Raw genomic sequence first — 22,793 nt, forward strand, 5'->3', positions numbered from 1 at the left:
TCATCTATATTCTTGACATACTGGTTGTTTTGTTCAGTTTTCAAAGAGCAAATTGTGCTTCGCCGTTCAAAATGGCGACTTTATTAATATATCATTCTATCATTTTCATGTCAATAGGAATTTCAAAAAATCTTTTTCAAATCAACCTATCCGCTCATTACTTATTAAAATAGGCTAGCGAATTAAATTTTGACATATTTTATAATGATGAAAGAATGTTTATTCATTTTTTCTTTTTCGTAAATAACCACTGTTTTTAACAGCGGAATTCAATAATACAACCATCAAGAGAAATAGTCAACCACTTTTCTATTCCAAAATAACCCAAATCAAAAAACGATTGCACCATAAACATTCTTTCGAAGACTTGTACATTGGTTCCATTCGTTGAACTACTCCCACTTTCACTTTGTTTAAAAGTGGAAGATTCCTGCGAACACCAGTGTAACCATGGAGCAGGCTCCACCCGTAGTCCCTACGGTGATGGCGACAAATTTTGCACGGTGGATTACCACACATTCTACTTTAGCTTGGTTTTCGCAACTTCGCTACGTATGGGGTAATTATTGCTTGGATATGTTACGTACCAAAACATTTCTTGTCACAACCTCATATTTATCACCCCCTATTTTTGGCTATCCCTAGCACAAAATGGTAAAGGGAGTCTTCCCACCTGAAATGATAAATGCTAAATGATCGTGTTTCTTCCTTAATATTTTTAAAAACAAGAAACATTCGTCTAACTAAAACAATCAACCTGTGAAACTTGCAGAACTGACAGGCACCATCCCATTTATTTTTGAAATTTTTTCAATAATTGTTGACATTGATAATCATTCTCAATTATAATACAAACCAATGAGAATGATTATCATTATTAAATAGGAGGAGAAAAAGTGAAGAAAGTCTTAATCTTAATTATATTTTTAACGCTGTTATGCGCTTTGGCTGCATGCAGTCAGGAAAGTAACACGTCCACAGCAAAAGAGAAAGCCCAACAAACAGATGAAAAGCAAGAATCACAAACAAATACAATTGAAATTACCGATGCATCTGGGCAGAAGCTAACTTTTGAAGAAGCTCCAACATCCATTGCTACACTTGATTCTGGAGTACTCGATATTTTACAGGCACTGGATGCAAACCTAACTGGTCGCCCTACATCAAGCGGTCCGGCTGCTACAAAAAACGACAAAATCACAGAAATCGGCAACCCGCATCAGCCTAATTTCGAATTAATTGCAAAAGTAAACCCGGAAGTCTTGGTGGTCCCCATCAGCTTTAAGCAGTATGAAGATAAAATGAAGCAGCAAGGCATTCAACTGGTTTATACGAAAGCAAATTCCATCGAAGATATCCAGGATTCGATACATACATTTGGAACCTTGCTGGGGAAAGAAAAATCAGCGAAAAAAATCAATCAAAGCATTTCAGATAAGATTGACAAGATAAAAAACAGCGACGCTCCAAATGCTAGGACACTACTCGTATACGGGGCTCCGGGTACATATCTGGCAGCACTTCCAAGCTCCTTATCCGGTGATCTGCTTGAAAAAGCCGGTGGAAAAAATATTGCCGCCGATTTTCCAAAGGAAGAGAAATTTCCGCAATACGCCAGTATCAGTCCAGAAAAAATCATTAAGAAGAATCCTGAGATCATCATGCTAATCACCCACGGTGACCCAGAGGGAGTCAAGCAAGCATTTCAAAAAGAAATGAATCAAAATGCGACATGGAAAAACCTTGATGCAGTAAAAAATGATCGTGTCATTGTGCTTCCATCCCATTTATTCGGATCCAACCCCGGAACGAAGGTGGCAGAGGCACTGCAAATCATGCAAGAAAATCTCACTGAGGCGAACTAAAGATGGAAGTGATGGAGAATATCGTACAAAAAAACAGACATCCGCTCGCGAAAAAACGGACCATCGTCATCCTGACATGTGGCTTATTCCTAGTGGTTGCTTCTATCATGAGCCTAATGATTGGGCAAGTTTCATTTAGTTTGCAAGGCATATGGGATGGCATTTTTAGTAAAGAAGACTCATTGGCAAGGCGTATTGTGTGGGATTTGCGTTTTCCCCGTGTGTTAATTGGATTAATTGTAGGTATGTGCCTTGCTTCATCTGGTGCCATTCTTCAGGGGGTCATGCGCAATCCCCTTGCCGATCCGGGAATCATCGGTGTTTCATCTGGTGCTGGTATTGCTGCTACAGTCATCATGATTATTTTTCCGGCGTACATTGCGCTGGTACCACTTGCCGCTTTTTTAGGAGCGCTTATTACCGCGCTTCTCATTTACATCCTTTCGTGGAAGGGAGGAACTTCTCCGGTACGGATTATTCTTGTCGGAGTTGCTATTAATGCTGTGATTGGCGCGGCTATGAGTGCACTCATGATTTTGTATAGTGATCGTGTCCAATCCGTGCTTCCTTGGCTAGCCGGGGGAATCGCAGGAGTAGGCTGGAATCAGTTTGAGATGATTATTTACTATGCCATCGCCGCCCTTCTTTTGGCAATTTACGGCATCAAGCATATTCGTATACTCCGGCTGGGAGATGAAATGGCAAAACTGCTTGGACATAATGTGGAGAGAACCCGTTTTTTCCTTATTATATTAAGTACCTTACTTGCAGGCATTGCGGTAAGTGTCGCAGGATTAATTGGCTTTGTGGGACTGGTGGTACCGCATATTCTTCGCATTATGATTGGCGGGGATCATAAGTACCTTCTTCCCGCTTCTGCGCTTGGAGGAGGATTGTTGGTCGTCCTTGCCGATACGATTGCCCGGAGTGCTTTTGAACCAATTGAAATACCTGTTGGAATTTTATTATCGTTCCTGGGAGGTCCATTTTTCTTATACATGATTCATAGAAGGAGGGATTCATTTGCTTCGCACTAAAGATGTTTCATTTGAACATTCTGTGTCATTTCAGCTGAATGGAGTAAATTTGAACATCAACCAAGGAGAGATTGTCAGTCTTGTAGGCCCCAATGGATCTGGGAAGTCTACATTGCTACGACTGATTTCCCGGTTAATCAAGCCGAAAGAAGGCGAAATCATTCTCGATGGCAGCGTGATCGATTCAATGAAAAGCAAGGATGTTGCCAAAAAGCTCGCCATGCTCCCGCAGATGCAAGAGCAACAATCGGATTTAACCGTACAGGAACTGATTGAATTTGGCAGATACCCACATCGCAAATCTCACAGCAGGCTGGCAAAGGAAGATGAGGAAATTATTCAATGGGCCATAGAGGTAACAAATCTAACCAATTACAAAAACCGGATGCTGCATTCCCTATCCGGTGGAGAAAGACAGCGCGCATGGATTGCCCTTGCTATTGCCCAGCGCCCAAAAATCCTGCTACTAGATGAACCGACTACCTTTCTTGATATTGCCCATCAACTCGATGTCATGGAATTGGTACAACAATTAAATAAGCAATTTGGCATGACGGTACTTATGGTTCTGCATGATATTAATCAAGCTGCCCGGTACAGTAACCGCCTCGTTGTGATGAAAAATGGCAACATTCATTATGATGGTATTCCACAGTGTGTCTTGTGTCGTGAGATGTTCCAATCGATATTTCAGATTGATGCAACGATTCATAAACAAAATGGAAATACATTTTTCACCCCATTAAAATTGTAAAAGGAGATGTCTATATGAAACGAGAACCATTAAATCCTGAATTAGTAAAAGATTATATTATTGCTGCTCATGGAAATTTTGAGGAAGTAAAACGGCTCATTGAGCAGGAGCCTGCATTAATTCACGCGGTTATCAATTGGAATAAAGATGATTGGGAGAGCGGTCTTGGCGCTGCCGCACATACAGGGAACCGCGACATCGTCGAGTGGCTCCTTGAGCGCGGTGCACGAATGGATATTTTCGCTGCAGCCATGCTCGGGGAACTCGCGATTGTAAAAGGAATGATTGACCGGCAGCCAAGCGCACTTCATGCAGCCGGTCCACACGGCATTCCGCTCATTCGTCATGCAGAAATGGGCGGAATGCCAGCCACGCCGGTGCTAGAATACCTGCAAAAACAATTCGCTAAGGAGGAAATCATATGACAATGATCAAAGCAGTAAACACACTACGTATAAAAAAAGGAAGGACAGAAGAAATCCTCGCACGATTTAAAACACCTAAATCCGTACATACCTTTGAAGGGTTTGTTTTCATGGAAGTACTAAAGAAAGAAAACACAACGGACGATGAGGAGTTGCAAATCTGCACCACATGGAAAAGTCAAGCTTATTTTGATGCCTGGAGAGAAAGCAGAGCATCTAAAAAAGCCCATGCAGCAAAAAAGAAACAAGAGCAAAAATCAGAAGATAGCCCTATTCTTGGCTCCGAGCTTTCCATGTTCGAAGTCAGTATCCAACACGAACCAGCAGAATAAAAAACATGAAAATAAAGCAGCCATTCCCTTCTTGGATGGCTGCTTTGTTTCATTACTTATTCGAAAACGTTCAGGAAATGACAGGCATTCCTCTAAAGCAACGAGGCATCACGACCATTTTTTCTTTTTGTGGACGCTTATACATCCTTTTATCCTTTTACTGACATAAATTAATAGAGATAGCGCTAATTAGTTTTATAAAAAGGAGAGCTATTATGGATGAATCTAAACAGTATAAGCAATATGGTGAGTCGAAAGAGAAACCGGAGGAATGTGTAAAAGACGTTATAAGAAGAATTGTGAAAGTACAGGAGGAAGCGGAAGATCGTTGTGCGACAAGCTGTGAAAATTCGATTCGCCAATTACGAAAACCAAGTGCCGTTAATCCAAGTCATACCACAATTCCATTTATCCTTTATTGCGCTGACACGTGCAAGCCGTTCATGGGAAGTGGTGTATTTCAGGCTCCATTAGATAAGAAAGAGGATACCTTCTTTGGCAGTATCGAAACACCTATCTTTCGTGCAAAACGATTTGTAAAAGGCAGTGACAACTGTCTTCAGTTGGAATTGTTATTGCCAGTTACAGAATCACGTGACATTTTAATGCCAGAACTAGAGGATGACAGCGGTACGATTGCTCCATTTTTTCCGACAGATGACCTCGTAATTGATTTCCAGGCAACGGGCATTTGCATCATCGTCAACCTAGACCATTTTCTAGGTATCACATGCCTGGATCCGATCACGCCAATACCATTTGAAGAAGCTCCTGAATCCCACAATACAGACTAAATTTCACAGAATAGATCCATCGCTTTCTTGAGGATTTGCATAGGCACATCTAGCCTTTTCTTAGCGTCTCCTAAGCCATAACGAAATCATTAAGACATTTCAGTGGGGGCTAAAGAAAGTCCCCCCTCAACTCTAGAAAAGTTCTTCTTTGTATGTGAAAAAGTACAATCATTGAAGGAAGGAGGTTTACGATTGAAAGATATAACTGCTGTCCTCATGCCCTATTCCAGCAAGGCAATTCTTAATAAAGCGATCTTCTCATTAAAAAAAATCAACGCTAGAATCAAATCTGTTATCGTCCTGCAGGATCCAAATACCTCTTCCATCAGCATGTCTGAACATGATTGGCTGGATGAAATCAAACCTATTCCGGTCAATGGAAAGGATATAGGCGAAACAATTAATCATACCATCCAACCAATCGATAGTACGTATCTATTATTTCTTCAGGATAACGAATACCTCTCTCCTGCTGTACATGTGAATTCCCTCAATCTTGCTACAAAGCAAGTTTTAGAAACGCCCCATCATCAACCATTGCTCGTTAGGACTTCCTTTTTAAGAAAGCATAAACTACTCTCTCGTCTACAAGTACCATTTAAGGAGGCACTTTTTCCTGCCTGGCTTTCCAACGTGGATCGTTCCCTGATCACTTTTGAAGAGGGACTCATCAAACAAGCAAGAAAAAGTAATTCCACAAACACCATCCATAAGCAAAAAATGATCCAAAAATATCAGCTAGAAAATCAGGTGGAGCCACGATCCCCGACCGTGTCCCTACTTCTTTCCAATTATAATATGGAAAATTACGTAGAAATCGCAGTTGCCTCTTGCCTCTTGCAAAACGCGCAGCCGGATCAATTATTAATCATGGATGACGGATCAAGCGATCATTCCTATCACCAGCTACAAAAATGGCGGGACGGAGAAAAAGTACAGGTATTCCATAAAAAAAACGGAGGAAAAGCACGGGCTTTAAATCAGTTGCTGCCTTATGTTACATCTGACTTTATCTTAGAACTTGATGCAGATGACTGGCTTGATCCGGATGCTATCTCGGTCATAAAAAAACAATTATCTGATCTACCGGAGGATATTGTATTATTATATGGGAATTTAAAAAAGTGGAAGCAAGCAAAGGGCGACCTTCTCTTTAAAAGGATTGCAATGGGGAAGAAAGTAAAAGATAGAGCCGAATTGCTGGCTTATCGATTTCCACTTGGGCCGAGAATTTACCGGACCTCTTCTTTAAAAAAGATCGGGGGATTTCCGGTAATTGCATTTGAAAATGGAAGACTATATGAAGACGTGAGTGTGCTAAACCGTTTAATCAGAGACTGGCAGTTTCTATACTGCGATTTCACGGTTTATAATGTAAGGGAACATGAGAACAGCATTACGAAAAACAATCTTGCCAACTGGAAGGCATTTTTAAAGACACTCAAATAGGGAATTTTCTACCGGGGGGGGCAGAAAATTCCCTTCTTTTATAATGGAAGGCCGTTTCGCGACTTGGGGTGATTCTCGCATGAATGGAACAGGTTATTGCGCGACTTGGACGACCAACTGTCGCTCGACCTGACCAGCTTTTGGTGCGGGTGGATCTTACTGCTTGATTCGCAAAAAACAGAAAGTTTTCTGTCCCTGCAGAAAACTCCAACTTAGCTGTTTTCTCCATTGTTTTCTATAAATTTATTCACCGTTGCAATGATGTGATTTTGGTTTTCATACGTTAACATCGGAAAGATAGGAAGTCCGAGTATCCGCTCAGACGCTTTTTCTGCAACTGGAAAGTCACCCTTCTTATAAGATAGATAGTGGAAAGCTTTCTGCAGGTGGAGGGGGACGGGGTAATAAATTGCGGAGGCAATTCCAGTATTTTTTAATTCTAAAGCAAGCTCATCTCTCCTGTCTAATTCAATGCAATATTGATGAAATGTGTGTTCACGACCTGTCGCTACACATGGTTTCTTCAGAGATGGGTGCAGATTTTCGGTGTATTTTCTCGCAATCTCTTTTCGGTTATGCAAGAAAACATCCAGATAATATAATTTCACAAGTAAAATTGCTGCTTGAAGTTCATCGAGCCTGCTGTTCATCCCGATGGAATCGTGACAATATTTCGTTTCGCTACCATGGTTTCTTAACTTCTTTATCCGCTCATCAACCTTTTTATGATTAGTTGTCACCATGCCAGCGTCTCCAAATGCTCCGAGGTTTTTGGACGGAAAGAAGGAGAAACAGCCAATATCACCGATTGCCCCGGTTCTTTTCCCGTCTGCTTCTGTTCCAATCGCTTGGCATGCGTCTTCGATGATCCACAAATGATGGGCTTTTGCGATTTTCATGATTTCTTTCATATTCGCAGCTTTCCCGTACAAATGAACGACGATGACTGCTTTTGTGTTTGGAGTAATCGCTTCTTCGAGTTTAAAAGGGTCCATATTATACGTTTCTTCTTCAATATCAACGAAAACTGGCTTTGCTCCTACTTGTGCAATTGTCTCTCCTGTAGCAAAAAATGTGAATGGGGTTGTGATCACTTCATCACCCGGCCCGACGTTCAGTGAAGCAAGGGACAACTGTAGTGCATCTGTTCCGTTTGCGACACCGATCCCATAGGAAGCTCCAACATAGCCTGCTACCATTTCTTCGAGTTTTTTTCCTTTTTCCCCCAGTATATAGTCCCCGCTATCTAAGACTTCGGTAATTTCCTCTAACAGAGGTGTTCGAATTAATCTTAATTCTTCCTTCAAATCTACCATAGGTATCCTGTCTGGCATTTTTTCATCTCCTTTATTCCCCGATACCTTCATATTTTATGCCAAGTCGGGTTATTTCTTCTTTATTTAATTTATTTCTCCCATCAAGGACGAGCTTGCAATTACGAAAATTTTCAAAATCAATCGTGCTGTATTCCTCATGAAATGCCTGCAGGATAACGATATCGACTTCAGACACAAATGATCCCTGAAGAGATAGGGAGTCAGCTCCATATTTTTGTACTTCACTTTCCGCGAAGTGCGGATCATTGACAAATACATTAGCTTTTTTCTCCTGAAGCTGCTCCATTAACAACAGTGTCGTTGATTTGGTCGCCTCTTTCACGTTACCTCGATAAGATAATCCTAGTATAAGGACATTTTTATCCTTTAACGTCCCAATCCTATCTTCCACCTTCCCTATTGCATAAGCGGCCATCCCGTCATTCATCCGTCTCGCTATAGGGGTTAGACCGCGATCCAGACCTTTATGAATAAAAAAGTATGGATAGATGGGGATGCAGTGGCCGCCCACACCGATGCCTGGCGCGTGAATATGAGAATAAGGCTGACTATTGCTTGCGGTGATAACTTCAGAAATGGAAATGCCTTTTGTTTCTGCAAACTTAGCGAATTCATTAGCGAGTGCAATATTCACGTCTCTGTAAACACATTCTGCAACTTTCGAGAATTCGGCGGTTTCTAAAGAACTGACTTCAATCAATTCACAGCCGATTGCTTTTTTATAAAATGTAGAAGCTAGTTCCAAGCTTTTCTCATCCAGTCCCCCAACTACTTTTGGGTAATTCGCTAAGTCCTGGATGATTTGATTAGAATAAACTCTTTCAGGGCTGTATGCGAGATGAAAATCTTCTCCTAATTTCAGTCTGGAAACTTCTTCTATTTTCCTCCCGAATCGATTTCTCGTATCCCCCGGTGATAATGTCGTTTCAAAAATGACGAGGGAGCCTTGTTTGATTCCTTTTGCTATAGCTTCAACAGCCTGATCCATCCATTGATAGTCGATGTTATTTTGTATATCAACAAACACAGGAACAATTACAATGATAATTTCTGACTTTGCTACTGCATCCGCTGTCAGGCTAGTAGCTGATAATGTTTGATTTTGATGTGCTTGTAAGACGAGCTGATCCAGCTTTGGTTCATTTTTGATAGGCGATTTTCCTTGATTCACAGCTGTTACGACATCTTCGTTTATGTCTGCACCGAACACATTGTATCCATTATTGGCGAAAACGGCAGCTAATGTCAATCCTATCTTTCCGAGTCCGACTACAGCTGCATTCGGCTGCGATGTACGTTGGTCTATCAACCTATTCCACCTCTTTTCTGCAGTTAGTAAGTTGATTCTATTACAATTTATGCTAGTGAGATCGGAATGATTGTACATCAAACTATCCAATCCATAAAAAACACTTTTATCCCGTGATAACGCCTTTTTTACAATTGTTTATAAACGGCAAAAAGCTTTTTTTCCATGTGCCCCCAGCTGTACGTAGTTTCCATAGCCTTTCGTGCACTTCGCCCCATTTCCATCACACGCTCTCTATTTGCATGCAAAAAAGAGATGGCTTCAGCATAATCTCGCGCAGTCGCTTGCAGCTTGCTTACAACATGTCCGCACCCGTAGCGCTGAATAAAGCTTTCCATATCTTTGCATTGATTGACTAACACAGGGACTCCATTATTTAAATAACTAAAAAATTTATTTGGCATGGCGAACCGATTGTTTAAGGAATGAAAAGCATCTAAATCCACCCACCCCATATCAGCGTCCCGCATGACACCCGGAATAGATTCATAGTTCACCCAACCGGTAAAAATCACTTTATCTTTTAAATGAGCTGGGATAGAGAGGGCAGATGCTTTACTCGAAACTTTTTCTCCGCCGATCATTTTGACTTTGAGATTCAGATTAAATTCTTGCTGACATAAGTCCAGTACATCCATTAATTTATGAAAACTTCCCCTTTTTGGACTAATGTTTCCTTCATATGCCAGCAAGAAGTCTGCGTCCGTTCCCTGTTTCAATTCGCGAGGATATGCTAATGGAGGTGAATTGTAAATGACTTCGACTTGGAGTTTTGGATTGATGGAAAGGTACCACGCTTTGATGGAATTAGATACGGTAATGACATAATCCACTTCGTTTAACATCTGCTCTAGTATTTGCGTTTTGATGTTTTTCGTTTTTTGAGCTTCATAACTTAGTGGATCAGGTTCCAGTTCATGGCTATCATAGATTAACTTGACCTGCTTTCCCTTTTCCGTAAGAGCACGCTTGACGCCGACCCCGGAATAAAGCGAAAAGAATTCATGCGCATGATAAATATCCGCTTCCTCAGCTATCCCCAGTGCTGTCAATGGATCCGTAAAACGCTCAGCGGTACCGGACTGCATGTTATAAAGCAGTGTTTTGATGTTTTTTTGCGGACAGATCTGTTCATATGTAACTACTTTAATTCCTTCATGGATAAATGTCTGCTTTTGAAAACAGTCCGTAAAAACACTGCCATCAACATCAAATAGATTTCCATTTTTTCGAGGGACAATCATTGTCATCTTATATCCTTGTTTCAGCAGGCTTTTTGCTTCTTTTTTAAAAATACGCGCATCAAGAAAGGGATGTTCCGACACTAAAAAACAAACATGCTCACCCATCTTTTCCCCCTCCTCTTCTGTAGGTCATATTCGTCCTTATCGAATTTATATTTAAAAAACAGAAAAAGAAGAACCAGAAAAGGTCCATAACGAATAGAATAGATTAATGATTTCATAGAAAGGAGAAAAAAATGAAAATCTTAACAGTCGTTGGAGCACGACCACAATTTATCAAGGCAAGTATGATTTCTGATGTTTTAAAAACACGCGCAAACGCCGATGAAGTGATCGTACACACTGGACAGCATTACGATGATAATATGTCTTCCGTTTTTTTCAAACAACTAGAACTCCCAAAGCCAGATCATTACCTCGGGGTGGGTTCCGCATCGCCTGGAAAACAAATCGGCAGGATGCTGGAGAAACTCGAGCGTATCATGGTTTCCGTTCGTCCAGACATTGTCCTTGTATATGGAGATACCAATTCAACATTGGCAGGTAGTATTGCAGCGGCGAATCTCCACATCCCCATAGCGCATGTAGAAGCAGGGCTTCGAAGTTTTAATAAAAAAATGCCGGAAGAGCGAAATCGAATTCTTACAGACCATCTCTCCGACTGGCTATTTTGCCCAACTCCGGCAGCGGTGAAAAATTTAGGGCGGGAAGGAATCCATCGTGGCGTATACCAGACAGGAGATATTATGTATGACGTGCTCCTTCACTTTAAATCACGAGCACTCCAGCAATCAAACATCTTAAAGGAGTTGTCTCTTTCACCAAAGCACTACGATCTTACAACTATACACAGGGCTGAAAACACAGACGATACCGGGCGCCTGAAAGCCATTTTGAAGGCGCTGCAGCAACTTAAAAGGAAGGTTGTCTTTCCTCTTCATCCAAGAACAAAACAAAAAATACAAGCATTTGGATTAACGCACATGATCAACCACCCTTCGATAAAAACGACAAAGCCCCTCCGTTACTTTGACCTGATCACCATTGCTTCAGAAGCAAATACGATTTTAACAGACTCCGGGGGTTTGCAAAAAGAATCATACATGCTAAAGGTGCCTTGTGTGACGCTAAGAGATGAAACCGAATGGACAGAAACAGTTGAAACCGGCTGGAATCACTTGGCAGGAGCGGATCCAAAAAAAATCATCCATACCGTTCAGGCACTAAAAATCCCGCAGGTGCATCCGCCTCTTTTCGGTGACGGAAAAACGGCTGAAAAAATCTGTACTATTTTGGAAAGAAGTTAGGGGAGAAGGTTGAGAATAGGAAGAGATCGGGTGTGCTACCTAAGATTGGATCATATTTTTCTCTTAGGATGAGCGTAGTTGCTCGATTTTAGGTGATTTGGTCATCAGAGCGCTGATTAGTGGCCATCTCTGCCTGTTTTAATATTTTTTAGACATCAAAACGCATATAGATGACCAATTTTCACGAAGCCGCCTAAGCAAAGGGAGAGGGTCTCCCCCTCCCACACTATAATTGTTTATAAATATCAATATAATCATCAATCACTTCAGCCGCGATATGGTGGTGTTTAATATACGCTCTTCCTTTCACCCCAAGTTCTTTCCACTGGGCTGGATTTTGTATTAATTTTTTTAAAACAGACTTAATCGTGTTAGGATGAGCGTTCACAATCGGAAAATCTTTTGGATACGCATCCACCAAGTCTTCCCTGATATAGCAAATCACCGGTTTCCCAAGTGCCATGGCTTCGGTGCTCAGATACCCAGAGGCGCCGATGCGCAGCTGATCAATGACGATATCTGCCTTTGATAATAGGTTCATCGTTTCCTGATGATCCATCCCTTCGATTAATCGAAAATCAAATGAAATACCTTCTTTTTTCAACTTTTCAACGGCACTAAGAACAAATTCAGTGCCTTTTAAATCGCGTTTTGTCGGGGCATGAAGAACGAGAGGAGTTGATTTGACTGGAGGATAATTTGGCTGAAGTTCGTTGTGGTCAACAATATGTGGGATGACGTGTGTATGATTATAATAATCCTTTACATACGTTTTTAATTCTTCATCCTGAACGATCGCATGATCCACATACGCTGATAGTTTCGATAAGCTCTTCTTTATTTTTCCCTCAGTCCATTCTGGTTTAACACGGACGTAAGGATTTCGCTCTTTTGCAACAGATAACATGCGCACGTCCGACCCGTGATGATGGACAACCATTTTCTTTCCCGCCCGCTTCAATCTCTCCAGGTCCCTTTTATCTGAAAAGAAAGTTCCGCCAAAATGAAAGTGGAAAATATCGTATTCGTGTATGGCCTTATCCAAATATTTTTTAATTTCCTTTTCCCTGAGATGTTTCGGGATGTTTTGCAAATGCAGGCATACATCAGATTCGAAATTGTAACGATTTTCGTAAAAATGGCATACGGAAGAAGTAATCCCCTTCAAGCGCAGTGCACGGGATAAAGTAATCACCGGCAGCCCCCCTTCAGGAATATGCAATACTCGCAATTGGTTTCGCCACCCTTTCCTCTAGTCATTTTTCAAGCTGTTGATAAACATACAGCAAGCGCTCCTCCATTTTTTCCCATGAATAAAGTCTTTCCATTACCTGACGAGCATTCTGACTCATCCGCTTCAACCGCTGTTTATCTTGCTGCAAAGAAAGCAAAGCATCCGCATAATCGGCAGGTGTAGCTTCTTTTTTTCCGATGACAAATCCACATTGATGCTTGCGGATAAATGCTTCCATCGCATGACTTTGATTCACGATAACTGGCAGACCATTATTCAAATAGCTAAAAAATTTATTTGGTAGGGAATAAGCGAGATTCAGGGACTGCTCCACGTCTTCCAAATCAATCCAACCAACGTCAGCATCTTTCATATGGGCTGGGATGGTGTGATAATCGACCCATCCATTTAATTTGATCACATCCTCAAGATGATGTGGAATCTCCAATGAATCACCGAACCGACTTCCTCCAATCACTTTAAACCGGAAATTGAATTTTTTAAAGCAGATGTCGGAAATGCCAATCATTTTTTCCCTACTGCCTTTCTTTCCTTCCATATTTCCTTCATAACAGACTGTTAGACCATCAGTATCATATGCTTTGGGTTTATAACTTCTAGCAAGCGGTGGTGAATTATAAATGATTTCGACCGGTAGATCTGGTTTATGCGATAAATACCAGGATTTAATCGATTCGGAAACCGTAATGACATAATCCACTTCGTCCAGCATTAAAAAAAGCTTCTCCTGCAAATTTTTTCTGTGTTCTTCTGTGTAGCTAGGGGATAATGGATCAGGTATCAATTCATGGCTATCATAAATTAATTTTACGTCCTTTCCTTTTCTTTTCTTCATCAGGCGCTTGATGCCGATGCCTGCAAAAAGAGACAGGTATTCATGGGTATGGTAAATATCCGCGTCTTGCTTCATCGCAAGCTGTGTTAAAGGGTTATTAAATCCTTGATTTTCCCACACCACCTCATCATTTAAAACTTTGTTCAATGGCGTTCTAGCACTCTCCGAATGGTAAGTGATGATTTTAATGCCTTCATGCGTAAAAATTTTATGCCGAAAACGATCCTTGATTGGTGTACCGTCAATATCAAATAAATGTCCCTTTTTTCTTGGAACAATCATCGTGACATCGTATCCCATTTTTTGTAAGCTTTTTGCTTCTTTCTTAAAGATTCTCGCATCCAAAAATGGATGATAAGCAACAACCATACATATTTTTTTAGCCAAATCAATTCCCTCCTTTCCCCTGAGAAAAAATAAATCGTGTTCGGCTGTTTCTATTTTATTTTCCTAGCAGGAATCCCTGCAGCAGTGATGTTATCTTCCATATCTTTGGTCACAACAGCTCCTGCACCGATAATCGTGTTTTGACCAATTGTAATACCTGGAAGAAGAGAAGCATTATTTCCTATTTTCGCTCCTTGTTTAATATATGGTCCGTTTAAAGAAAATGCTTGTGCACCCATGTATTTATCATTCGACATTGACACACATGGACCAATAAAAACATCATCCTCAAGTGTCGTATCCCCTGTTACGTAAGCGAGCGTCTGAATGGTACAGCCCTTGCCTATTTTTGTATTTAATTCAACGATAGATGCTCTTCCAACCACCGATTCCTCTTCAACCGATACATTTTCCCTAATACTTGCATGATCACCAACAAACACATTTTTCCCAAGTTTCGTACCAGCATAGATGGAGGTCACGTGGCCAATTCGACTCCCTTCTTCAATCACAAGCTCCATGTCCCTTTTAGATGTTTTTCGCATTCTTGCACTCCCGCCCGGTTGGATGCCTAGCACACATTGTGAGCCAATCGTGACATGATCCCCTATTTTCGTGCCTGCTAGAATGGTTGTATGATGACCGATCACCACATTCTTCCCAATGTTTACGTTTTCTTCAATCACTACATGCTGTCCCAGTTTTGCACTTTGCGGAATGTTCGACAAGCTAAAATCTCCTTTCATTTTTGAGTATTCGCTCCAGTTTTTTTACAAGCTGCTTTCCTCGCAGGCCAATCGTATGCTCCTTGTGAACAAAATGGTATCCCTGCTCAGCAATCTTTTGCCGCTGTGCCCTATTCTCTAAATAATAAGCCGCTTTTTCTTTAAAGTTATATTCATCAATCGGTACGAAATGATATCCCGGTATAAAACCAAGATCCTCCAGTTCACGGAAAGTCGGGGCAAGCAGGAGTGTCTTGCAAGCTAGTACTTCAAAATATTTGGCAACTGGATAATAAAGAACAGACGGACTCGTAAAAAAAATAGCCGCCCGGTTAATTTCTTTCGCGTACCTTGTACCGATAAAAAGCCGCTTCTCTTCTTTTTCCCGAAACGTCCGGTAACCCGGATGCGGATGATACGTGAACTTCGAATCTCCTTTATACGTCTTAATAATTTTCTGCCTCAGCGGGTAGAAATCATTCGCCGCCCCCATCATTAGGAGATCGATTTCCTTTTTCAGCCCGTAATCTTGATATAAATCAGGGTGAATAAAATGAGGCAGCCACTGCATTTTATGTTCGAATTCCGGATACGTTTCGATAAATTTCCCACGAACAACGGGGAAAATATAAGGGATCTTATTTTTATGAATATAGTTTCTGCGCAGACTAGTAAAACGGTGAACATCATTCACAAAGAGTCCTGAAGGAATAGCCACATTGCCGAGTCCTTTTATCATGGGCGACATTCTATTCCCTATGTCATTTAGCAGCAAGATAAAATCTGGCTGATACGGGATTTGTTTCAATATCCAATCAATATGACCGCCCCTCCTCCAAACCATCACATTTAGCCTCGTCGCAAGTTCCTGCTCGAGGAAGTAAAAATTTTTATCCAGCCCCTTTGATGTATCCTCAGCAATAAACAATAGATTCATCCATCGTTCACCTCTTTTTCTTCTATTTGTCTATTGTACAAACGCCAAATTTGCGTTTTCGTTATGGTAGTCCATCTTCGTTTGCCAACTGGCGCATAGGATACATTAGTAATTTGAAAAAGTGAGGAGAATATATATGAAAGTCGGTGTGATTGGAACAGGAAATATGGGAGAAAATCATGTGCGAACCTACCTTTCGATGCCTGACGCTTGCCAGCTAATCGGTATCTATGACAACGACAAAAAAAGGAGCAATCACATTGCTAAAAAATACAACGTCAAACCGTTTCAATCGGTCGATGAGCTTCTGCAAACCGTTGACGCTGTCAGCATTGCTGTGCCAACGGAATTTCACTATGAAGTCGGTTTAGCCTGTATAAGACGTAACGTACACATGTTAATGGAAAAACCAATCACAAGCACAATCGCTCAAGCAAAAGATTTACTTCATAAAGCAAGTAAAGCGGGAGTGAAACTGCAAATGGGACATATTGAATTATTTAATCCGTTCATTCAGTACCTTAGAAAAGAATTAGAACATGAAAAAATTGTTGGCGTCATTTTCAAACGGTTAAGTCCCGGTGACGAAAAAATGAAACAGGTGGACGTTGTAAAAGATTTAATGATCCATGACCTCTATATTTTACATGCGCTTCTGCAAGATAACACGTTCGAATTTTATGCACTTGGAGAAGTCAACGAGAACACCCCTAAACACGCTGTTGTCATTACGAAATCCTCACAAGGGGTTACAGCGCAACTCACTGCGAGTTTTAAATCGAAAAAAAAATTAAGGGACATTCAAATTCTTACAGAAAATGCTTTTATCGAAGCAGATATTTTAAACCGAAAAATCAAAATAACACGTCCTTTTATCGAGCATACAAATAACATTCCGGTTCCGGTAACCCATACGATTAAGATCGATCCATCTCTCCAGCCGCTAAGCGTAGAATTACTTGATTTTATCCAATGCGCTAAATCCAAAGCGGAACCTAGCGTTTCAGGCGAAGAGGGATTAAAAGCACTTATCCTCAGCAATGAAGTTAGTGAGCACATTCGTAACCAGAACAATAATGGTTGATCCGGGGTATCTTCTAAACGGGATACCCCTCCCATGGCTTACAATAGGACAGGCATTCGATTCGTATTCATTGATTATCTATATGTGCCTTCCATTCATTTTATTTTATTTTTTTATTTCCAGTGGTTATCTTCATCTTTCCTATCCAAAAAAATACCCCGGCTTCATAGCCAGGGTATAGCAAAATCCGCATTCTCCCCTTTTTTATTTTATGCTGCTACTGGAAAGCGAACAAAGTTGATTGCATCGACGGAAACATACATTTTTACATTATCCCCATAACCACTAGTAACCTCAATAACTAGAACCAGATTTGGAGTAACCGTTGAGAGAATTCCTTCTATTAAGTTATTATCCGTCGCTACCTCAACACTTGAACCAAGACGCTTGGCCAACTCATCTGCAAACGTATTTTCAAACATAACAATCCCTCCTCCTTTACGCTTCACTGACTAATTCAATATTTTCTATTCTAACCAGTGCTTGGGCTCCAGTATCTTCAATGACAACAATATAATCGTCTCTTACCGCAATCAAAGTTCCACTTACAATACCAAAAGGAGTCGTAATCTCCACCTGTTCATTCACTAAAGTCAACAGCAACTCCCTCATTGTCTCAGGAGTTCCTGGAGGTGTTCCCGGTCCGGGTGTATCTGGTGCAGAGTGCCCAGTTTGAATGCCACCTAAATCTACTTCCGGAAAATCAATCGAAAAATCTGCGTTATAACGATTCGCCATAAAATTTTGCGACATTTGGTTCATTAAATTCATTAGTCTCCTTTGACGCTCTGTACGTGCCAATTTATTCATTCCTTTCTTTAATCATTTTTTAACTTCCCCAGCTTATGCATAGGGGAAACCCGCAAAAAGCCCTTGAACCCTTCCTTAAACCCATCCTGAAAATCAGTGAACCGGCTGACTACTGGTTCTTTACTCTGGCGCAGTCGATACTTCATATGGTCTGGTTGATGTTGTGTTTGCTTTGTTTGGTATTTTCCCGCCTTTGGTTGATGATCCCCGATTCCATGCATTTACTGGATTCCGCGAACGATTGATTATAGAATATCCAGACTAGCTACTATCGCAACAAGAATTTGAAGCAGTAATTGGATGCTAATTGCTACATCTGTATCCATTGTAGTGACTTCTACATTTTTTGAGTTCTCTATAATCGTTTTTTGGCGATTTCCTTGCTTTGTCTGTATCTTTTCTTTCAGTCTTTGCGTGATTTTGTCAACCTGTGCAGAATCACCAAGGCTTATGCGTAGAACTACTTCGATTGCAACCTGTAAAGCAAGTTGTAAGGAGACAGCTACTTGCGTATCCGTGGATGTCACATCAATGCATTCTGAATCCTTAATGACAACCCATTCCGTGGATTCCTGGACATTGGATACAGATTGTTTTGCCTCTTGTAGGGAATCATTTTGTTCCTCTTTGTCATAATAGTCTAAAGCACGCCATTTTTTAGGTTTCGGCTGACAAGTTGAACAAGAGCTAGAATCGCAAGTCTGATCACATTTATACGCTGGGTTATCATAGAAATATCTATCATTATTGTTAAAGGAGGGAATAGAGTTGTATCGTCTATATGATGTCATAGCAACACTCCTTTCTTTTGGTTATAGAATACTATATTAATTTTTTTGGATATAAGATTGTACACATATATTGGGATATATAAAAATAAAGAAAAAACCTATTAGCAGGTTCCGACATGTAGTCGTTTACAGACTCATTTATGTACTCATATTTTTTGCTTGTATCCTATCTTACTTGCAACTAATCTATCATCTATTTAGTTGATCTACCTGGGTTGTTTTTTCTAGCCTGTAAGAAAAACTGCGACCTCAGTTTAGGTCGAATCATGATGCCTACACTCCCTGAATATTGTCGAATAAAAAACCACTTATTCCCATGCTATTCGTATGGAAACAAATGGTTCTGATACACAGGACTATTCACGGATACAATCTTTTTCCCAAATATCTGCAAATCCAACTACCACAAAATATCGAAAAATCCTAAATTACGAGTCAGCGATCACGCTTTTGTTTTCTTAAAGGATCATCTTTTCCTGAATGCTTATCCACATCCATCTCTTCGGCAAATTCCGTTTGTAGCTTACCCATTGCTCCGTAGTCCTCGCTATCTTCTTTACCTCTAAAGTTCGTAAAGACATCCAAAATATAGATGTGGATGATAGCCTCTGCACATGCCGTAAAAAAAGCAGCTGCAAGTGCTGTAAGGAGGAGTGGTCCACCTCCTACAATGAAAAGACTGCCCAGTAGCCAATAACTAACGAACGCCAATCCAAAATCCGCAATGGAAGCAGCTACATTTCCAAATCTGCGCAGGATAAACATGTCGCCTATCAAATAGGAGATAATTGTTGTCAGCAAACTGATCAAGGCCAAATTTCCAAGACCAACATCATTAAAAATCCCAAATAATGATAAGACCGTAATTGAAATAGTAATAAATTTAATACCTAAAATCTTTACGTGATCCATACCAATCAACTCATCCTTTAATGAATTTGTATTTAGTATGAACACGTTTTGTTAAATTATGTAGTTGAATTTGTCCATTGTTCGGGAGTACCTGTCCCTTCTTAAATGATGGTTTTAGTCAGTTATTGCGCGAGTTTATTGAGTTGTTGCGCGACTTTCTGCTGTTATCGCTCGAGTTTCTGCCTTGTCGCTCGAGTTCCCTGCCTTGTTGCGCGAGTTGCTCTGCCTTGTTGCGCGAGTTGCTCTGCCTTGTTGCGCGAGTTGCTCTGCCTTATTGCTCGAGTTCATTGAGATGTTCACAATACCCAATACATCCACCATCCTTTCCACATCCTATTAGCCGATTTTTATTAAAAACAAGCGGTTTTCTGTTAATAACAGAAAACCGCTTGTTTTGTATTACAACTTTTGGATTATTGAAAATTACGAGGGATTTCTTCCTTCCATGTTTTTCTAAAAATTTCTTCTCCGTTATAGAATGCAACCATTGTATTTTTTAAGTAAAACGTGGTCAGATCACTCGTCATTTCACTGTTCGTTAATAGCTTTGTTTCCCAGTTCTCCTGACGTCCTACGGTTAGTTCCCATTCGCACTGGATGTGAGCGGATAGTGGATCACCCGATTTGATTGTATACGTGTTTTTATTAACACTGCCATGGACTAATCCATTCATGAGCAATTTACGTTCGCCTTCATCCGAATAGTCTTCCAGTTTCCAAACATCTGTGATCGTATGATGAGAAACGGTTCGTGTACGGTTCTCCGCTCGGAGTATTTCTTTATCGATCACTTGTGCTGTTTCTGGTGGATCAAAATGAATGGATTGATCTAATTCATGCTGCTTGGTGCGAATCGGAAGTCTTAACTTCGTTTTTGCTCCTGTCCGTACCTTTAATGTAACTGGCTTCGGTGAAGGCCAGGCTTGCGGCCAGTAAGTTGGTGAAATCGCTACTTCCAATTGGTGACCTGCAGGAATGGACTGACCGAATGCATTTAACTTAACGGATGCTTGATATACTTGATTTGAATGTAAAGCTTCCGGATGTTCACGAGACTTTAGCTGATTTAAATTGAGCATTCCCCAGCTAATTAAAGTGGATTCGCCGGTCGGTGCTTTATCACTAAGCCGAACCGCTACAAGCGCATTTTCTTCATCCGTTGTAAATTCCATATCAAATACAGGATGTCCTAACATATCGAAGTCCTCTGTAAATGGATCTGATGTAAATACAACGGACTTTCCATTTTCTAAACGTTGATCAGACGGTAAATCCCCAGGTTCGCCAAATGGACAGAACACACCAGCGTAAAAACCATGCTCTTGAACACTCGGAACCGTAATGTTACCTCCCGTTCCAATTGCCTCATTGACCAACTTTCCATCGTTGAGCCAAAAATGCTTTTCACTTATATTTTCAGAAGGCCAGGCTGTTTCAGCTACCCATTTGCCAGGACGTTCTTCGTAATTCACTTTAGGTAATTCACTATCCTGTATCCAAGTAATGAATTTTGGTTCTTCTTTTATCCCCGTATCTTTTCCTTTTAACCATTGATCCCACCAGCGAATGCACTCTTGCAGAAAACCGATTGCCGGTTCTGGTGTTGCTACTTCAGGATATTCATGAGCCCAAGGTCCAATTAATCCTTTCGCATTTGGCAAGTTTTCAACTAACCGAAATACTGCGTCCGTATACCCATCCTGCCAGCCGCTTACAGCAAATACGGGAATGTTGATCGCTGCATAATCTTCACAAACTGATCCATGTTTCCAGTACGCATCCCTTGTCTGATGACGCATCCATTCCTGAACATAAGGTGGTGTGTTCAATCGTTTCAGCCAGTTTTCTTTCCAGCTTTCCCCGACAACTTCTGGATCTTGAGGACGCGCGCTATAGGCAAACATGGTAGATGCCCACCAAAGCATATCCGATGCTAAAATATTCCCGCCACGATAATGAACATCATCGGAATATCGATCATCGGTGGAGCACAAGGTAATAATCGTTTTTAATGCTGGGTGTTGTCTTGCAGCAACTTGTAAACCATTAAAGCCCCCCCAAGACTTCCCTATCATGCCAACATCACCGGTAGCCCATGGCTGCTTTGCAATCCAGTCAAATACTTCGAGTGCATCATCTTGCTCTTGCTTTAAATATTCATCCAGCAAAATACCATCCGAATTTCCTGTGCCGCGAATATCTACACGAATACTTGCATAACCATGACCAGCAAAATAAGGATGGCGAGCTGAATCTCGGATTGCTGTAAAATCATCTTTCCGATATGGCAAATATTCCAATATGGCAGGTACTGGATTTTCCACGGCATCTTTTGGTAGCCAAATCGTTGCTGCTAATTTAGCCCCATCCGACATTGGAATCCATACATGTTCTTTTTTCATAATCTCTCTAGGAAATTTCGTAACGGTTTTTCTATTCGTCGAATCGCTTATATTAAATACCACGCTCATCCAACCTTTCCTTAACACTTTTAATCTTTTAACATATCACTGTCATACACTACTTGATCTCGTTTCTCTGGAAGTACGGTATACATAATACTTTTATAAATATAGTGCATCGTCCGTTTTGCCGCTTCTTCCTTTGCATATGTTTTGCGTAAATTCAACATTGTCGTTAGCATGCCATTCCAAATTAACATGGTCGTACCGGCGATATACTCAATATCTTCTTCCTTGATGAATCCATCTTCTTTCGCTTGTTGAATATATAACGAACTGCGCGTCGAAATATTATGATGTGAAATAATGGATTGAACACTCTCCGACAGATTGATCATCTCGTGCGCATACACTTTATAATAGTTTTGCATCAGTTCTTCCGGAATAGAGCCTAAGCTTTCGATATAAAGCAGGGAATACACTTCTGGATATTCAAATGAATGTTTACAAAAACATTCCCATCCATATAGCCATTTCTCAATTGTATTACGGCCTTTTTCCATGTAGATTGGCAGTTCTTTAAAATAACTGTTCGTATAACGCATCACGGCAAAGAACTTTAAATGCGACAAGTCTTGAAAATAATTATAAACGGTAGAACTCGTATAACCTGCCCGATCAGCAATTTCACGAATGGTAATAGAATGCAATCCCTTTTCTTCTATTAAATCGCTTGCTGCATCTAAGAAATAGCGCCACATTCTCGCAGTTTGAATTTCTTTTCTTTTTTTATTCATTGTTA

The 22,793-nt window shown here is 40.7% G+C and carries 23 protein-coding genes; 9 read left to right on the forward strand and 14 right to left on the reverse strand.

What is annotated here, in order from left to right; genetic code table 11:
- The first annotated feature begins 896 nt into the window (after positions 1–896).
- The 7 genes from J2Z81_RS12880 (at position 897) to J2Z81_RS12910 (ending at position 6,656) form a co-directional block, all read left to right on the forward strand.
- Positions 897–1,865 carry an ABC transporter substrate-binding protein gene (locus J2Z81_RS12880; RefSeq protein ID WP_029268105.1) on the forward strand — a complete coding sequence of 323 codons (969 nt, stop codon included), beginning with the start codon at positions 897–899 and terminating at the stop codon, positions 1,863–1,865.
- Between the two features lie 11 nt (positions 1,866–1,876).
- A complete protein-coding gene (locus tag J2Z81_RS12885) occupies positions 1,877–2,902 on the forward strand; it encodes a FecCD family ABC transporter permease (protein WP_390337621.1) in 1,026 nt (341 codons plus the stop codon).
- Positions 2,889–3,656 (forward strand): ABC transporter ATP-binding protein, encoded by a 768-nt coding sequence (locus tag J2Z81_RS12890; protein ID WP_226371508.1) that lies wholly within the window; start codon positions 2,889–2,891, stop codon positions 3,654–3,656. The genes J2Z81_RS12885 and J2Z81_RS12890 overlap by 14 nt, the downstream gene beginning before the upstream one ends.
- Before the next feature lie 14 nt (positions 3,657–3,670).
- Complete coding sequence (locus J2Z81_RS12895) at positions 3,671–4,081, forward strand: ankyrin repeat domain-containing protein (protein WP_029268110.1); 411 nt, start codon at positions 3,671–3,673, stop codon at positions 4,079–4,081.
- Entirely contained in the window at positions 4,078–4,413 is a 336-nt protein-coding gene (locus J2Z81_RS12900) for an antibiotic biosynthesis monooxygenase (protein WP_226371509.1), read from the forward strand. Before J2Z81_RS12895 ends, J2Z81_RS12900 begins: the two co-directional genes overlap by 4 nt.
- A gap of 215 nt (positions 4,414–4,628) precedes the next feature.
- The gene (locus J2Z81_RS12905) at positions 4,629–5,207 is read left to right on the forward strand and encodes a CotY/CotZ family spore coat protein (protein ID WP_226371510.1); all 579 of its coding nucleotides are present in this window, start codon (positions 4,629–4,631) and stop codon (positions 5,205–5,207) included.
- Positions 5,208–5,399: 192 nt separating this feature from the next.
- The gene (locus J2Z81_RS12910) at positions 5,400–6,656 is read left to right on the forward strand and encodes a glycosyltransferase family 2 protein (RefSeq protein WP_029268118.1); all 1,257 of its coding nucleotides are present in this window, start codon (positions 5,400–5,402) and stop codon (positions 6,654–6,656) included.
- 212 nt (positions 6,657–6,868) lie between these two features.
- On the opposite strand, the gene J2Z81_RS12915 is transcribed toward J2Z81_RS12910, so the two are convergent.
- The 3 genes from J2Z81_RS12915 to J2Z81_RS12925 form a co-directional block, all read right to left on the reverse strand.
- Positions 6,869–7,990: a DegT/DnrJ/EryC1/StrS family aminotransferase gene (locus tag J2Z81_RS12915; RefSeq protein ID WP_226371511.1), complete on the reverse strand. Its 1,122-nt coding sequence runs from the start codon at positions 7,988–7,990 to the stop codon at positions 6,869–6,871.
- Between the two features lie 13 nt (positions 7,991–8,003).
- A complete protein-coding gene (locus J2Z81_RS12920; protein ID WP_226374318.1) occupies positions 8,004–9,302 on the reverse strand; it encodes a nucleotide sugar dehydrogenase in 1,299 nt (432 codons plus the stop codon).
- Between the two features lie 128 nt (positions 9,303–9,430).
- Positions 9,431–10,651, reverse strand: coding sequence for a glycosyltransferase (locus J2Z81_RS12925; RefSeq protein WP_226371512.1), 1,221 nt, complete (start codon positions 10,649–10,651; stop codon positions 9,431–9,433).
- Positions 10,652–10,782: 131 nt separating this feature from the next.
- Here J2Z81_RS12925 and wecB point away from each other — a divergent pair, with 131 nt between their 5' ends.
- The gene (gene wecB, locus J2Z81_RS12930; RefSeq protein ID WP_226371513.1) at positions 10,783–11,853 is read left to right on the forward strand and encodes a non-hydrolyzing UDP-N-acetylglucosamine 2-epimerase; all 1,071 of its coding nucleotides are present in this window, start codon (positions 10,783–10,785) and stop codon (positions 11,851–11,853) included.
- 226 nt (positions 11,854–12,079) lie between these two features.
- Here wecB and J2Z81_RS12935 read toward each other — a convergent pair whose 3' ends face one another.
- The 4 genes from J2Z81_RS12935 to J2Z81_RS12950 all read right to left on the reverse strand — a co-directional run bounded on the left by J2Z81_RS12935 (position 12,080) and on the right by J2Z81_RS12950 (position 15,992).
- Entirely contained in the window at positions 12,080–13,048 is a 969-nt protein-coding gene (locus J2Z81_RS12935) for a glycosyltransferase (protein WP_319023841.1), read from the reverse strand.
- A gap of 61 nt (positions 13,049–13,109) precedes the next feature.
- Positions 13,110–14,330 (reverse strand): glycosyltransferase, encoded by a 1,221-nt coding sequence (locus tag J2Z81_RS12940; protein ID WP_226981361.1) that lies wholly within the window; start codon positions 14,328–14,330, stop codon positions 13,110–13,112.
- Between the two features lie 50 nt (positions 14,331–14,380).
- Entirely contained in the window at positions 14,381–15,058 is a 678-nt protein-coding gene (locus J2Z81_RS12945; RefSeq protein ID WP_390337624.1) for a DapH/DapD/GlmU-related protein, read from the reverse strand.
- 1 nt (position 15,059) lies between these two features.
- A complete protein-coding gene (locus J2Z81_RS12950; RefSeq protein WP_029268135.1) occupies positions 15,060–15,992 on the reverse strand; it encodes a glycosyltransferase in 933 nt (310 codons plus the stop codon).
- A gap of 136 nt (positions 15,993–16,128) precedes the next feature.
- Here J2Z81_RS12950 and J2Z81_RS12955 point away from each other — a divergent pair, with 136 nt between their 5' ends.
- Positions 16,129–17,076, forward strand: a complete 948-nt coding sequence (locus J2Z81_RS12955) for a Gfo/Idh/MocA family protein (RefSeq protein ID WP_226371516.1) — start codon at positions 16,129–16,131, stop codon at positions 17,074–17,076.
- 209 nt (positions 17,077–17,285) lie between these two features.
- Here the strand turns inward: J2Z81_RS12955 and J2Z81_RS12960 are convergent, their stop codons facing one another.
- The 7 genes from J2Z81_RS12960 to J2Z81_RS12990 form a co-directional block, all read right to left on the reverse strand.
- Positions 17,286–17,498 carry a hypothetical protein gene (locus J2Z81_RS12960; RefSeq protein WP_029268137.1) on the reverse strand — a complete coding sequence of 71 codons (213 nt, stop codon included), beginning with the start codon at positions 17,496–17,498 and terminating at the stop codon, positions 17,286–17,288.
- Between the two features lie 16 nt (positions 17,499–17,514).
- On the reverse strand, positions 17,515–17,877 hold the full coding sequence (locus J2Z81_RS12965; protein WP_029268139.1) for a DUF2642 domain-containing protein: 363 nt from the start codon (positions 17,875–17,877) through the stop codon (positions 17,515–17,517).
- Between the two features lie 17 nt (positions 17,878–17,894).
- Positions 17,895–18,107 carry a hypothetical protein gene (locus J2Z81_RS12970; protein ID WP_029268142.1) on the reverse strand — a complete coding sequence of 71 codons (213 nt, stop codon included), beginning with the start codon at positions 18,105–18,107 and terminating at the stop codon, positions 17,895–17,897.
- Between the two features lie 24 nt (positions 18,108–18,131).
- Positions 18,132–18,677 (reverse strand): spore coat protein, encoded by a 546-nt coding sequence (locus J2Z81_RS12975; RefSeq protein WP_226371517.1) that lies wholly within the window; start codon positions 18,675–18,677, stop codon positions 18,132–18,134.
- A 435-nt stretch (positions 18,678–19,112) separates the two neighbouring features.
- Positions 19,113–19,589: a YndM family protein gene (locus tag J2Z81_RS12980; protein WP_226371518.1), complete on the reverse strand. Its 477-nt coding sequence runs from the start codon at positions 19,587–19,589 to the stop codon at positions 19,113–19,115.
- Between the two features lie 413 nt (positions 19,590–20,002).
- Positions 20,003–22,054 (reverse strand): CocE/NonD family hydrolase, encoded by a 2,052-nt coding sequence (locus J2Z81_RS12985; protein ID WP_226371527.1) that lies wholly within the window; start codon positions 22,052–22,054, stop codon positions 20,003–20,005.
- A gap of 26 nt (positions 22,055–22,080) precedes the next feature.
- On the reverse strand, positions 22,081–22,788 hold the full coding sequence (locus J2Z81_RS12990) for a TetR/AcrR family transcriptional regulator (RefSeq protein WP_226371519.1): 708 nt from the start codon (positions 22,786–22,788) through the stop codon (positions 22,081–22,083).
- Between the last annotated feature and the right edge of the window lie 5 nt (positions 22,789–22,793).

The sequence above is a fragment of the Virgibacillus alimentarius genome (genome assembly GCF_017874635.1).
Classification (GTDB): Bacteria; Bacillota; Bacilli; order Bacillales; family Amphibacillaceae; genus Virgibacillus_B; species Virgibacillus_B alimentarius.